The organism is Shinella sp. S4-D37, from assembly GCF_040812195.1.
Classification (GTDB): domain Bacteria; phylum Pseudomonadota; class Alphaproteobacteria; order Rhizobiales; family Rhizobiaceae; genus Shinella.
On record NZ_JBFNXL010000003.1, the window covers coordinates 322,559 to 335,630 of the forward strand.

Below are 13,072 nucleotides of genomic sequence, written 5' to 3' on the forward strand. Positions count from 1 at the left end.
CATGTACCTGCGGAAGTTCGACCTCAGCGGAAGGGTCGCAGTCGTCACCGGGGCGGGGCGCAACATCGGCTATGCCTGTGCCGATGCCCTGTCGGAGGCCGGCGCGCATGTCGTGCTGACTGATCGTGATGAAGTGCTCGGTCAGTCGGCCGTCTCGCAGCTTGCCACGATGGGTCGCAAGGTCGAATTCGTTCGCCTCGATGTGACCGATTCCGGCGAAACCGACCGTGTCGCCGCGGCGATCGCCAGCAAACTGGGCCATGTGGACATTCTGATCGCCAACGCCGGCATCGCTTCGTACAGCCCGGCGGAAGATATGTCCGATGCGGACTGGCTCAGGGTCGCAGACGTGAATGTCAACGGCGTGTTCTGGAGCAATCGCGCTTTCGGAAACCTGATGCTGAAGGCGGGCAAGGGCTCGATCGTCAATATCGGATCGATCTCCGGCATCATTGCCAACCGGCCGCAACCGCAGGCCGGTTACAACGCCTCGAAGGGTGCCGTTCACATGCTGACGAGGTCGCTTGCAGCCGAATGGGCCGAGCGCGGCATCCGCGTCAACGCCGTCGCGCCGACCTATATCGCGACCGACATGACGAAGGCCGCGACCGAGAAGACCGGCTGGGACAAGGACTGGACGTACATGACGCCGATGAAGCGCATGGGCGAAGTCGAGGAAATTGCGTCCGTCGTCCTGTTCCTGGCCTCCGATGCCGCCAGCCTGATGACGGGCAGCATCGTCGTTGCGGACGCAGGATACACAACATGGTGAAGGGTCCCATGCACCCGTCTCGAATGATTGGCGGCCCCGCCGCGACAACTGACTGAGGATTTACACATGGCGACGATCGAGCTCGACCAAGTCGATAAGCACTACGGTTCCTATCACGCATTGCGCAACATCTCCTTCGATATTGCCGACGGTGAGTTTTTCGTCCTTGTCGGTCCGTCCGGTTGCGGCAAATCCACGCTGTTGCGGTCGCTCGCCGGTCTCGAAGAGATCACCGGTGGCACGATCAAGCTTGGCGGACATCGCGTCGACAACATCGCAGCCAAGGACCGTGATGTGGCGATGGTGTTCCAGAACTACGCGCTCTATCCGCACATGACGGTTCGGGAGAACATGGCCTTCGCCCTGAAGTTGCGCGGCGAAAATCTTGCTGATCGCAACGCCCAAGTCGACAAGGCTGCCGAGATATTACGGCTGACGCCCTATCTGGAGCGATACCCGAAAGCGCTCTCCGGAGGCCAACGGCAGCGTGTTGCCATGGGGCGTGCGATGGTTCGCAACCCGAAGGCGTTCTTTTTCGACGAGCCACTGTCAAACCTGGACGCCGCGCTGCGCGTGGACATGCGTTCGGAGATCAAGGCTCTTCACCAGCGCCTCGGCGCGACGTCCGTCTATGTCACGCATGACCAGATAGAAGCCATGACGATGGCGGACCGCATCGTCGTGCTTCGCGACGGCAAGGTGGAGCAGATCGGTGCGCCACTGGAGCTTTACGACAAGCCCGCAAATACCTTCGTCGCCGGCTTCATCGGATCGCCTTCGATGAACATGCTGCCGGCCAAAATTGATCTGCCTCTGAACGCAGCGCGGCTTGCCGACGGGTCGGCCCTTACACTTCCACAAGGCACGCGGGCAAGTGACGGCCAGGAGGTGATATACGGGGTCCGCCCTGACCAATGGATTCTGTCGAACGGCGAAGCGGGTGTACCGGCGACTGTCGAGTTGATCGAGCCGACGGGGGCGGAAATTCTGGTGGCAGCCCAATCGGCGGGCATGCGGGTCTTGTGCGCCTTTCGCGAGCGCCACGCGTTGAAGCCGGGCGACAGGATACGGCTCGACGTCGACCCTGCCGCAGCTCATGTATTCGACAAGCAAACCGACCAAAGGCTCGCGTTCTGAGCAGCAGGCATAGGAAGGATCAACCGTGTCGGACTTTACAGGAAAAACAGTAATCATCACGGGCGCTGGCAAAGGTATCGGTCGTGCGTGTGTTGATCTGCTCACCCACCGCGGCGCTCGGATCATCGCCTTGTCGCGTTCGCAAACCGATCTGGATGATCTGGCGGCAGAGTTTGGCGCGACCGTCATACCCGTCGATCTCGTCGACACTGTAGCAGCACGCGCCGCCATGAAGAAAGCGGGATTGGCAGACGCGCTGATCAATTGCGCAGGAACCAACGTCCTTGAAAGCGTCCTCGACATGACGGAGGAGGGCTATGAGCAGGTTCTTGGCATAAACCTGCGGGCCGCGCTGATTTGTGCGCAGGAGTTCGCGAGGGCTCGCATTTCGAACGGCGGCGGAGGTACGATCGTGAATGTGACTTCGATCGCCGGACATCGTGGTTTCGTGGATCACATGGCTTACGCCGCCTCCAAGGCGGGACTGGAAGGCGCGACACGTGTCATGGCCAAGGAACTCGGCGCCTATGGAATCCGGGTCAATGCAGTGGCACCGACCGTTACCATGACGGAGCTTGCCGCGAGGGCGTGGTCCGAACCCTCCAAACGTGACCCGATGATTGTTCGCCACCCGATGGCGCGTTTTGCAGAGGTCGACGATGTCGCACGCTCGATCGCACTGCTTATTTCAGAGGACGCGGCCATGATCAGTGGCGCAGTCCTACCAGTCGACGGCGGCTTCCTTGCTGTCTGAAAATCAAGAGGGGAGACAAGAAAATGACCAAACCACTCGAAGGAAAGATCGCTGCGGTAACGGGCGCAGCCTCCGGTATAGGGCTGGCAACGACCCGTGCCCTGATCGATGCCGGCGCCAGAGTCGTGATGGTGGACTACAACGGACAGGCGCTGAAAACCTACGCTGCAGAGTTCGGCGACGCTGTCGTTACACATGTCACCGATCTTCTGGACGCCGCAAGTTGTGCGGCCATGGTGCCGGAAATCCTGGCAACGGTCGGTCACCTCGACATCCTGCACTGCAATGCTGGATCCTACATTGGCGGGAATCTCATCGATACGGATACCGCGACAATGGATCGGATGCTGAATCTCAACGTGAACGTCGTCATGAAGAACGTTCGCGACATCGCTCCGCATATGATCGAGCGCGGGACCGGGGACATTCTGGTCACGTGCTCCGTAGCCGGCCATGCGCCGATTCAGTGGGAGCCGGTCTATTCCAGCTCCAAATGGGCGATTACCAGTTTCGTCCAGATCATGCGCCGGCAGTTGAAAAACCACGGCATCCGGGTCAGCCAGGTCTCGCCCGGCCCGGTCGTTTCCGCTCTGCTTGCGGATTGGCCTGCGGAGAACCTGGAGAAAGCAAAAGCCGATGGAAGTCTGATCGAGCCCTCGGAGGTTTCCGATGCCATCATCTTCATGCTGACCCGCCCGCGAAATGTCACGATTCGGGACATGATCGTCTTGCCGACGAATTTCGACGTGTAGATAATCACACCAAATCGTTACGGAAGCTCAATTCCAAGCTTCACACCATCGTCCTTTTCCAGGGCTGTTGTGGCCACCTGCAGGACCTCAATCACGGAAGCGGCAACCAGCTTCCCTTCGATAACTGTCGCCGTCATCGATCAGCCCATGCGCTCGGAAGCGTAGGAGCCCGGGCTCGGCGGGAAGACGATGGTCTTGTTGCCGTTAATGAAGGTGCGGTGGTCGATATGGGCGTGCACGGCCAGAACCTGGCTCTCCACGTCGCGGCCGATCGAGAGATAGTCTTCCGCCGACGGGGCGTGCGTGATGCGGGCGACGTCCTGCTCGATGATCGGGCCTTCGTCCAGGACGAATCGGAGATGTAGCACCCCTTTTCAGCGAGGTATCCAGTGATCGCGGCGACGATGCCGCGGGTCGATTGGCAGGATACGGTCAGGGCGTGGCTTTTCATGAGGTTTGTCTCCAAGGTCATGAATATCAGAAGAATGGCGCGGCCCTCAGAGCCGCGCCATCCGTCGCTTGAGAGGCGAATATCAGGCAGGTGCGTGCTTATACGGCCTTCTGCAATTCCGGTAGGATCTCGAAGAGATCGCCGACGAGGCCGTAGTCGGCGACCTGGAAGATCGGCGCCTCCTCGTCCTTGTTGATCGCAACGATCACCTTCGAGTCCTTCATGCCGGCAAGGTGCTGGATCGCACCGGAGATGCCGCAGGCGATGTAAAGCTGCGGCGCGACCACCTTGCCCGTCTGCCCGACCTGCCAGTCGTTCGGCGCATAGCCGGCATCGACGGCCGCACGGCTTGCGCCAACCGCTGCACCGAGCTTGTCGGCGACCGGGAGGATCACTTCCTGGAACTTCTCCGACGAACCAAGCGCACGACCACCCGAGATGATGATCTTGGCAGACGTCAGCTCCGGACGGTCCGACGAGGACAGGGCGTCCTTGACGTGGGTGGAAAGGCCCGGGTTTGCTGCGGCCGAGACGGTCTCGATGGCCGCGCTTCCGCCTTCGCCGGCTGCGGCAAAGGAGGCCGTGCGGACGGTGATCACCTTCTTCGCATCGGTGGACTGCACCGTCTGGATGGCATTGCCCGCATAGATCGGACGCTTGAACGTGTCGGAAGAGACCACCTCGACGATTTCCGAGACCTGCGCGACGTCGAGCAGCGCGGCCACGCGCGGCAGCACGTTCTTGCCGACCGAGGTCGCCGCCGAGACGATGGCGTCATAGCTGGCGGCCAGTGAGACGATGAGCGCTGCCAGCGGTTCGGCGAGGTTGTTGGCAAGGTTTTGGTCGTCGGCGACGAGGACCTTCGTCACGCCGGAGAGCTTTGCCGCCTGCTCGGCGGCGGCCTTCGCATTGCTGCCGGCGACGAGCACATGCACGTCCGAACCGATCTTGCTTGCCGCCGTCAGCGCCTTGGTGGTCTGGTCGGAAAGGGTGGCGTTGTCGTGATCTGCCAGAAGAAGAATGGCCATGGTTTAGTTCTCCCTTTCCGGTCTCAGAGCACGCCGGCTTCGTTTTTCAGCTTGTCGACCAGCACGGCGCGGTCGGCGCCCATGGCAAGGGCCGTGCGCAGCGTCTCTTCTGCCTTGGCCGGGCCGATCGACACGACGACCACTTCCTCGGCCTTGCCGGCTTCTTCAGCCGCAGCGCCTCTTCCACGGAAATCTCGTCGACGGGTTCATCGACATCTTGACATTCGCAAGCTCGACGCCCGAGCCGTCCGCCTTGACGCGGATCTTCACGTTGTAGTCGACGACCCGCTTGACGGGGACCAGGATTTTCATCGTCATTTCCTCCCACGGCCGGCCAGCGCCGCCCGCTCTCGTCATCAAATGTCCTTGGCGAGGCGCAGAGCGTCGTAGATCGCGGCATGCGTGTTGCGGGCGGCCACCGCGTCGCCGATCCGGAAGAGCTGGTAGGTGCCCTCCTGATTGCGCTCGACCGTCTGCGGCGCGCCGGCCAGCAACTCGTCATAGGAGACCGCACCGAGGTTCGTCGAACCGGGCTTCAGCTCGAAATAGAGATCGTCCAGCGGAACGGTGCCGTGGTTGACGACGATCTGGTCAACCGTGCGCCGCTTGCTGACGCCGCCGTAGTCGCTGCCGACATGGGCGATGATCTGATTGCCGCTCCGTTCCGCCGCCTCCAGCCGGTATGTCACCGTGAAGGTCGTATCGAGCTTCTGCAGCGAGCGCATATAGGGCACGAGGTTCATCGCCATGACCTCGGGCGCGAAGGACCGGTCCGGCGTCATGATCTCGACCTTGCCGCCCGCCCTGGCGATGAACTCGGCGGCCTGCAGGCCGGCATGGTCGCCCGCATCGTCGTAGACGAGCACGTTCGTTCCCGGCTTCACGTCGCCGGAGATGATGTCCCAGGAGGAGACGACCAGCTCGTTGCCCTTCGTCAGCACCTCCGTATGCGGCAGGCCCCCCGTCGCGACGATCACGACGTCAGGGTTTTCCGCCGTGATCGTATCGGCCTCCGCCCAGGTGTTGAAGTGGAAGGTGACGCCCAGCTTCTCGCACTGGCTCATGCGCCAGTCGATGATGCTGATCATCTCGCGCCGGCGCTCGCTCTGCGCCGTCAGGCGGATCTGGCCGCCGGGAACGTTCGCCGCCTCGAAGACGACCACCTCGTGGCCGCGCTCGGCCGCAACGCGCGCCGCCTCCAGACCGGCCGGGCCGGCGCCGACGATCGCCACCTTCCGGCGCATGTCCGCCTTGGCGATCCTGTGCGGCATCGTCTCCTCGCGGCCCGTCGCCGCATTGTGGATGCAGAAGGCAAGGCCGCCCTGGTAGATGCGGTCGAGACAGTAGTTGGCGCCGACGCAGGGGCGGATATCGTCCTCGCGCTTCTCGATGATCTTGCGCACGATATGCGGGTCGGTCATGTGGGCGCGGGTCATGCCCACCATGTCGACCTTGCCGGCGGCGATCGCATGGCGGGCCGTCGCGACATCCGGGATCTTGGCGGCATGGAAGGTCGGGAACCTGGTCGCCGCGCGGATCTCGCCGGCGAAGTCGAGATGCGGCGCGTTCGCCATGCCCTGGATCGGGATGACGTCGGTCAGGCCGGGATCCGTATCGATATGGCCGCGGATGACGTTGAGATAGTCGATGAGGCCGCTATCCTTGAGACGGCGCGAGATCTCAAGGCCTTCGGCCTTGCCCGTGCCGCCGGGAAGACATTCGTCGGCCGTGTAGCGCACGCCGAGGATGAAGTCGTCGCCGACCCGCTCGCGCATCGCCCTGAACACGTCGAAACAGAAGCGCATGCGATTGTCGAGCGAGCCGCCATAGGGGCCGTCGAGCTCGTTGGTCAGCGGCGAGGTGAACTGGTCGATCAGGTGGCCGTAGGCCTCCAGTTCGACGCCGTCCATGCCGCCGGCCTTCATGCGCTCGGCCGCATCGGCGAAATCCTTGATGACGCGCTCGATATCCCAGTCTTCCATCTTCTTGGGAAAGGCGCGGTGCGCCGCCTCGCGGTGATGCGACGGCGCGACGACGGGCAGCCAGTCGCCCTTGTCCCAGCGCGTGCGGCGGCCGAGATGGGTGAGCTGGATCATGATCGCCGCCCCCTCCTCGTGCACGGCGTCCGTCATCTCCCGGATCCACGGGACGATCTCGTCCTTGTAGGCGAGCAGGTTGTTGAAGACCGGCGGGCTGTCCTTGGAGACGGCGGCCGAGCCCGCCGTCATCGTCAGCGCCACCCCGCCCCTGGCCCGCTCCAGCGTGTAGGCCCGGTAGCGCCCCTTCGGCATGCCGTCCTCCGGATAGGCCGGCTCATGCGACGTCACGATGATGCGGTTTCGCAAGGTAAGGTGCTTGAGCTGATAGGGCTGAAGCAGAGGATCGTTCGACATGCGACGGGCTCCAGATTAGAAACAACGGACCGACGCTACGCTTGAATGTACATATGTGTCAACTGAGAAAACAGTTCGGCTCTTCATTCTGACACTCATGTACATTTTTCTTGCATCGGCTTTCATCCTTTGCTAGGAGGCATTCATGGAACAGGCGACGAGCGACAGCGGCTGGCGAGGATCGCAGGAGGGTTGGTTGGAAGCTGCCTACACCTCCCTTCTGGAATCGGGGGTCGATTCCGTGAAGATCCTGCCGCTCGCCAAGCGGCTCAATCTGTCGCGCACCAGCTTCTATTGGTTCTTCAAGGATCGGGAGGAATTGTTGAGCGGCCTGGTCGCCCGGTGGCGCGACAAGAACACCGGCAGCATCGTCAAGCAGTCGGAAGCCTATGCGGAATCGCTGGCCGAAGCGATGCTGAACGTCTTCGACTGCTGGCTCAACAAGGAACTCTTCGATTCCCAGTTCGAATTCGCCGTACGAAGCTGGGCCCTTCAGGCTCCCGAGATTCTCGAAGAGGTCCAGCGCGCGGACCAGATCCGGATGGAGGCCCTGAGGCGCATGTTCATGCGGTTCGGCTACGAGGAAGGCCCCGCCGACGTTCGTGCGCGAACCACCTACCTCGTGCAGATCGGCTACATCTCGATGCAGGCGAGCGAAGACATCGCGCTGCGCATGAAGCGAATCCCGGATTACATCGCGATCTACACCGGAGAGGTTCCGCAGCAGCGCGAACTCGACCGGTTCTTCGCAAGGCATGGCTACAAACCGGAGTAGAAAACGTGGAAGCGGGCAAGAGTTTGAGGATTGGCGTGATCGGGGGAGCCGGCTGGCTGGGCGGGGCAATCGCCGCCGCCGTGCTGGACGCAGGCATCGCCGATCCTCGAGACCTTGGGCTTTCCTATCGCAGCACCCGCCCGGATCGTTTCCCCGACGCTTTCTGGACAGCGGACAACCAGGCCCTCGCCGACCGCTCGGATGTCATCGTTCTCTCCGTCCGTCCGGCCGACTGGGCCAGCCTTGAGGTCGATGCCGAAGGCAAGCTCGTTGTATCCGTCATGGCCGGCATCCGTCTTTCCGCGCTGTGCGAACGGCACCGCACCCGCAAAGCCGTGCGCACCCTGCCGAATGCCGCGGCGGAAGTTCGCAAATCCTATACGCCCTGGATCGCCAGCAGCAATCTCAACGAAGAAGACCGTGCCGTCGTGCGGGCGATCTTCGATGCCTGCGGCATTCAGGACGAGGTCCGGTCGGAAACGGAAATCGACTACCTGACCGGCCTCACCGGTTCTGGTCCGGCCTTTCCCGCGCTGCTTGCCGAAGCAATGATGGCGGATGCGATCGCCCACGGCCTGGATCACCGGGTTGCCCGGCGGGCCGTAAATACGCTGCTTGTCGGCGCTGGCCGGCTGCTGGAACAACGCGATGACTGTCCCACCGAAACGGTCCGGACCTTCCTCGATTATCGCGGCACCACGGCGGCCGCGATCGAGGAGATGATGGTGGCGGGTTTTGGCGAGGCCGTAGCGCGCGGCATGACCGCGGCCTTCAAGAAATCGGTAAGCATGGGGGAGACCTCCTAGCTCCGTCAGGGCGGGCTTCGCGGCGACCTGCCTGAGAACATAGGCCGCACAATAGAGGGAACAGATAATGAAGAGCCTGCTTGCATCGACATGCCTTATCTTTGGCACTCTCGCCGCCTCATCTTTCGCGCACGCCGCAGACTGCGGAGACCTTACCATTGCCAGCATGAACTGGCAGAGCGCAGAAGTGATCTCCAATCTCGACAAGATCATCCTCAACGAGGGCTATGGCTGCAACGCCGAGATCACCATCGGCGACACCGTGCCGACCATCACCTCCATGGCGGAAAAGGGCCAGCCGGACATCGCGCCGGAAGCCTGGATCGACCTCCTGCCGGATGTCGTGAAGAAGGGGACGGACGAAGGCCGTATCGTCCAGGTCGGCTCGCCGCTGCCAGATGGCGGTATTCAGGGCTGGTGGATCCCGAAGTATTTCGCGGAAGCCCACCCTGACATCAAGACCATTGCTGATCTGCTAAAGCATCCCGATCTCTTTCCCGATCCGGAAGATCCGAGCAAGGGCGCGATCTACAACGGCCCGCAAGGCTGGGGTGGGACAGTCGTGACCACGCAGCTCTACAAGGCTTTCGAAGCGGACAAGGCTGGCTGGACGCTGGTCGACACCGGCTCCGCCGCCGGCCTCGACGGTTCGATCTCCAAGGCCTACGAACGCCAGCAGGCTTGGGTGGGCTACTACTGGGCGCCGACGGCCCTTCTCGGCAAATACGAGATGGTGCAGCTGGAAGCGGGCGTTGCATATAACGAAGCGGAATGGAAGCGGTGCAATACCGTTGCGGATTGCCCGGACCCGAAGCCCAGCGCCTGGCCGGTCGACACGATCGTGACGCTGGTCGCCAAGCCCTTCTCCGAGCGGGTCGGCCCGGAGGTCATGGACTATCTGAACAAGCGCTCCTTCAGCAACGGCACGATCAGCAAGCTGATGGCCTGGATGACCGACAACCAGGCAACCGGTGAACTGGGCGCGAAGCACTTCCTCGAAGAGAACAAGGACATCTGGAAGGCCTGGGTCTCGCCAGAAGCCGCCGAAAAGATCGAGGCTGCCCTCTAAGCGGCATCGCCAGTACCGGTGCGGTGTGCGCGTCGCGCGCACCGCGCCCACCTTGCCGAAATAACAAGAACAACGGATAGGCTCTTTCAACAAGGGGAACGGGATAGACTGGTTTTACAAGTTTCCGCACATGGACGACAATGCCCTTCGGGATCTGAAGAAGGTCATTGACGATGGTTTTCGTGATTCCCTTCTGAGTGGAGGTGTTTCATGGGCAAATCACATTCACTGGATATTCGCGAACGGGTTGTGGCAATGGTTGAGGCAGGACACTCCTGCCGGTCTGCGGCGCTTCGTTTCGCCATTGGCGCCAGCACGGCGATCCGCGTTATGCAGCGCCGCCGCAAGGCGGGCACGGTTTCGCCTCCCCGCCAGGGGCGTCCGCCCGGCCGTGGCAAGCTTGCGGCCTATCGGGCCTTTCTGATCGCCCAGGTCGAAGCCACACCCGACATCACCATGCCGGAACTGGCCGACAAGCTCGACAAGACACATGGTGTTCGAGTTCCGCCTTCGTCCTTATCACGGGTGCTGGTGGCGGAAGGGTTCACATATAAAAAAAAGCGCTGATGGCGTCGGAACGCGCACGCGCAACGGTGCGGCTGGATCGTGACGTTTGGATCGCAAAGCGTCCGCCACGCATGCGGCTGGAGCCACATCGCCTTGTCTTTATCGACGAAACTTCCGTAAATACGAAGATGGTGCGTCTTCGCGGCCGCTCCCCGCGCGGTGAGCGATTGACCATGGACGCACCCTTCGGCCATTGGGGAACGCAGACCTTCATCGCCGGGCTTCGCTGCTTCGAGCTGACCGCGCCATGGATCATCAACCGACCCATGAACCGCACCGCCTCGACACCTATATTGAGACCCAGCTCGCCCCCACCCTGTCGCGCGGCGATGTCGTCATCCTCGACAACCTCGCCGTCCACAAAAGCAAGAAGGCCGCCGAAATCCTGCAGGATCACGGCGCATGGTTCCTCTTCCTGCCGCCCTACAGTTCAATCTCGATCCAACCCATCAATTCCCGGGACTATACAGCTAGAGCACGCACCTAATGGCTTCGAGCGTAGGCCATAACGCACATGCAGCGCGGCCCCTTTTCCTACATGAAGTCGCGGGGAGCGCGCTTTTCGAACGCCTTGCGGAAGACCTCGTTCTCCCCTTCATAGGCGACGAGTTCGGCGGTCGTTACCCATTCCTGCGCGGTGCAGGACAGGCGGGCGGTGGAGACGGTACGCAGGAACCAGCCGTCGCGCTGCATGTCACAGGTCCAGGTGGACTGGCCGCTCATCGACAGCGGGTCGTCCGGGCTGATCGACCACAATTCCTCGCGCAACTGGCGGGTGGAGAGACCCGTACCAGGGCGCTCTGAAAGCCCGGTGTCTTCATGGATATGATAGTCCGTGCGGTTGGCCGTCATATCCTTCGTCACCCAGCGCCGTGTGGTACCGGAAGTATGTTCGAGATATTTCGGCAACGGGTCGGGATTGTCAGGCTCCTTGACCGTGATTTTTTCGTGTGCGCCGAGCTTTGGCAGTGCAAGGCCGAGCGAGGCGAGATCGAGCGTTACACCGGGATCCGTCGGCGCAGGCAGAATCATCGGCCAATAGGCGGTCGAGATCGACAGGCGGATGCGGTGGCCTTTGCGGAAACGATAGCCACAGGCATCGAACTCGATGCGGATCGTGGTTTTCTCGTTCCGGGTAATGGCCTTGGGATTTTCGTGTCCATCGCGATGAGCAAGGTTCAGCACGCCGAAGGACACGCGCGTTGCGGTACCGTCGGGGTGGACGTCGACGAGGCGGGCGCAGAGATTAGCCCAGTCCCCATCGCAGGCGACCTCGACTGCCAGTACAGGGCGGCCGAGGATATCGATATCCTCATCCAGCACTGTCGTTTCCAATACCATTGAACCAGCATCGTCGCCGCGTTGGTCGAGGGCCATTTCCGCGTCGGGTTTCAGGGTGAAAAATTCTCCCGAAGCCGTGCCGGTGTCGAGGGGCGAGCGGATATAGCGGTCATGCCCCTTGGCGCTCGGGATCGGATTCCCGCCAACCAGCGTGCCGAACTGATCGACGTAGAAATTCGCTGCCTCCGGCTCGCTCCAGCGCTGCTTGCCAATCCAGAAACCTTTATCGAAATCGCGGCGGGGGGCAGGCCGAATGTCGTCCATGATATAGGCGCGCACCTGCGGCATGGCCTCGATGCCATTCTCCTCGCCGCGCAGCCAACGGCTCCACCAGCGGATCGCCTCGCCGAGGAAATCGGCGCGCGGCTTGGGCCAGGCGAAATGCGGATATTTATGCACCCACGGGCCGATCAAGGCCTTGGCCTTGTCGCCGAGGCCTTCGACCGCCTTCAGCGGCGTATTGCGGTAGCCGTCCGCCCAGCCGGAAATGACGAGGGCGGGAATCCGCACATCGTTGAAATTCTCGGCGATGGAGCCGTGTTTCCAGAAGGCGTCGCGGCGCTGATGCGTCAGCCACTCCTCCATGAAATAGGGCTCTTTTTCCAGCCGCTCGAGCCACATCTCGCGCCAGCGCTCACCGACAAGTGCGGGATCCGGCGAACGCGACTGGTAGGCCAGCATGGTCGCGGCCCAGGAAAGCTGGGCGGAAAGATGCGTGCCGTTCTTGTAGTGGATGTCGTCGTTGTAGCGGTCGACGGTAGAGGCGATGGAAATGACGGCTTTCAGCGCGGGCGGCCTCAGGGCTGCGACCTGCAGGCAGTTGAAACCGCCCCAGGAGATGCCCATCATGCCGACCCCGCCGTTCGACCAGGGCTGGGCGGCAATCCAGGCAATGAGTTCGCAGGCATTTGCCAGTTCCAGCGGGGTGTATTCGCCATCGATAACGCCGTCGGATTCGCCCGAGCCCCTGATATCGACACGCACGCCGGCAATGCCGGCGGCCGCGAATTCCGGATAGGTGGAATCGTCGCGAAGGCAGGTTCCGTCATGTTTCCGGTAGGGCAAGAATTCGAAAACCGCGGGTACCGGGTCGTTTTCGGCATTCTCCGGCATCCAGATGCGGGCGGCGAGCCGCGTGCCGTCGGCAAGCGTGATCCATTCGTTCTCGATGACGGTGAAGGGACGTTTGCCTGGCATGATTCTGAATACTCCGTTCGGGAGCGTTTG

General features: G+C 62.0%; 10 protein-coding genes and 4 pseudogenes. 8 read left to right on the forward strand and 6 right to left on the reverse strand.

The window, feature by feature from the left end; genetic code table 11:
• Nucleotide 1 precedes the first annotated feature (1 nt).
• From AB3G45_RS05505 to AB3G45_RS05520, 4 genes are all read left to right on the forward strand, one after another.
• Nucleotides 2–772, forward strand: a complete 771-nt coding sequence (locus AB3G45_RS05505) for an SDR family NAD(P)-dependent oxidoreductase (RefSeq protein WP_367829613.1) — start codon at nt 2–4, stop codon at nt 770–772.
• Between the two features lie 66 nt (nt 773–838).
• On the forward strand, nt 839–1,909 hold the full coding sequence (locus tag AB3G45_RS05510) for an ABC transporter ATP-binding protein (RefSeq protein ID WP_367829614.1): 1,071 nt from the start codon (nt 839–841) through the stop codon (nt 1,907–1,909).
• A 25-nt stretch (nt 1,910–1,934) separates the two neighbouring features.
• Nucleotides 1,935–2,663, forward strand: coding sequence for an SDR family oxidoreductase (locus tag AB3G45_RS05515; RefSeq protein ID WP_367829615.1), 729 nt, complete (start codon nt 1,935–1,937; stop codon nt 2,661–2,663).
• Nucleotides 2,664–2,686: 23 nt separating this feature from the next.
• Nucleotides 2,687–3,415 carry an SDR family oxidoreductase gene (locus tag AB3G45_RS05520; protein ID WP_367829616.1) on the forward strand — a complete coding sequence of 243 codons (729 nt, stop codon included), beginning with the start codon at nt 2,687–2,689 and terminating at the stop codon, nt 3,413–3,415.
• Between the two features lie 29 nt (nt 3,416–3,444).
• On the opposite strand, the pseudogene AB3G45_RS05525 reads toward AB3G45_RS05520, so the two are convergent.
• From AB3G45_RS05525 to AB3G45_RS05545, 5 genes and pseudogenes are all read right to left on the reverse strand, one after another.
• Nucleotides 3,445–3,552: pseudogene (locus AB3G45_RS05525) on the reverse strand (bifunctional methylenetetrahydrofolate dehydrogenase/methenyltetrahydrofolate cyclohydrolase); the annotation flags it as partial.
• 3 nt (nt 3,553–3,555) lie between these two features.
• Nucleotides 3,556–3,762: pseudogene (gene purU, locus AB3G45_RS05530) on the reverse strand (formyltetrahydrofolate deformylase); the annotation flags it as partial.
• A 202-nt stretch (nt 3,763–3,964) separates the two neighbouring features.
• Nucleotides 3,965–4,894 (reverse strand): electron transfer flavoprotein subunit alpha/FixB family protein, encoded by a 930-nt coding sequence (locus AB3G45_RS05535; RefSeq protein ID WP_367829617.1) that lies wholly within the window; start codon nt 4,892–4,894, stop codon nt 3,965–3,967.
• A 56-nt stretch (nt 4,895–4,950) separates the two neighbouring features.
• Nucleotides 4,951–5,206 (reverse strand): annotated as a pseudogene (locus AB3G45_RS05540) (electron transfer flavoprotein subunit beta/FixA family protein); the annotation flags it as partial.
• Nucleotides 5,207–5,250: 44 nt separating this feature from the next.
• Nucleotides 5,251–7,287 carry an FAD-dependent oxidoreductase gene (locus AB3G45_RS05545; protein WP_367829618.1) on the reverse strand — a complete coding sequence of 679 codons (2,037 nt, stop codon included), beginning with the start codon at nt 7,285–7,287 and terminating at the stop codon, nt 5,251–5,253.
• 145 nt (nt 7,288–7,432) lie between these two features.
• Between AB3G45_RS05545 and AB3G45_RS05550 the strand changes: the two genes are divergently transcribed.
• The 4 genes and pseudogenes from AB3G45_RS05550 to AB3G45_RS05565 form a co-directional block, all read left to right on the forward strand.
• The gene (locus AB3G45_RS05550) at nt 7,433–8,062 is read left to right on the forward strand and encodes a TetR/AcrR family transcriptional regulator (protein ID WP_367829619.1); all 630 of its coding nucleotides are present in this window, start codon (nt 7,433–7,435) and stop codon (nt 8,060–8,062) included.
• A gap of 5 nt (nt 8,063–8,067) precedes the next feature.
• On the forward strand, nt 8,068–8,868 hold the full coding sequence (locus AB3G45_RS05555; RefSeq protein ID WP_367829620.1) for a pyrroline-5-carboxylate reductase family protein: 801 nt from the start codon (nt 8,068–8,070) through the stop codon (nt 8,866–8,868).
• 67 nt (nt 8,869–8,935) lie between these two features.
• Entirely contained in the window at nt 8,936–9,937 is a 1,002-nt protein-coding gene (locus AB3G45_RS05560; RefSeq protein WP_367829621.1) for an ABC transporter substrate-binding protein, read from the forward strand.
• Nucleotides 9,938–10,147: 210 nt separating this feature from the next.
• Nucleotides 10,148–10,934: pseudogene (locus AB3G45_RS05565) on the forward strand (IS630 family transposase); the annotation flags it as partial.
• Between the two features lie 104 nt (nt 10,935–11,038).
• Here the strand turns inward: AB3G45_RS05565 and AB3G45_RS05570 are convergent.
• Nucleotides 11,039–13,042, reverse strand: a complete 2,004-nt coding sequence (locus tag AB3G45_RS05570) for a CocE/NonD family hydrolase (protein WP_367829622.1) — start codon at nt 13,040–13,042, stop codon at nt 11,039–11,041.
• Nucleotides 13,043–13,072: the final 30 nt, after the last annotated feature.

Bases quoted from the DNA above. Each gene is read 5' to 3' on its own strand.
- AB3G45_RS05535 (WP_367829617.1), bottom strand. From the start codon at position 4,894: ATGGCCATTCTTCTTCTGGCAGATCACGACAACGCCACCCTTTCCGAC.
- AB3G45_RS05510 (WP_367829614.1), top strand. From the start codon at position 839: ATGGCGACGATCGAGCTCGACCAAGTCGATAAGCACTACGGTTCCTAT.
- AB3G45_RS05570 (WP_367829622.1), bottom strand. From the start codon at position 13,042: ATGCCAGGCAAACGTCCCTTCACCGTCATCGAGAACGAATGGATCACG.
- AB3G45_RS05505 (WP_367829613.1), top strand. From the start codon at position 2: ATGTACCTGCGGAAGTTCGACCTCAGCGGAAGGGTCGCAGTCGTCACC.
- AB3G45_RS05545 (WP_367829618.1), bottom strand. From the start codon at position 7,287: ATGTCGAACGATCCTCTGCTTCAGCCCTATCAGCTCAAGCACCTTACC.
- AB3G45_RS05560 (WP_367829621.1), top strand. From the start codon at position 8,936: ATGAAGAGCCTGCTTGCATCGACATGCCTTATCTTTGGCACTCTCGCC.
- AB3G45_RS05550 (WP_367829619.1), top strand. From the start codon at position 7,433: ATGGAACAGGCGACGAGCGACAGCGGCTGGCGAGGATCGCAGGAGGGT.
- AB3G45_RS05520 (WP_367829616.1), top strand. From the start codon at position 2,687: ATGACCAAACCACTCGAAGGAAAGATCGCTGCGGTAACGGGCGCAGCC.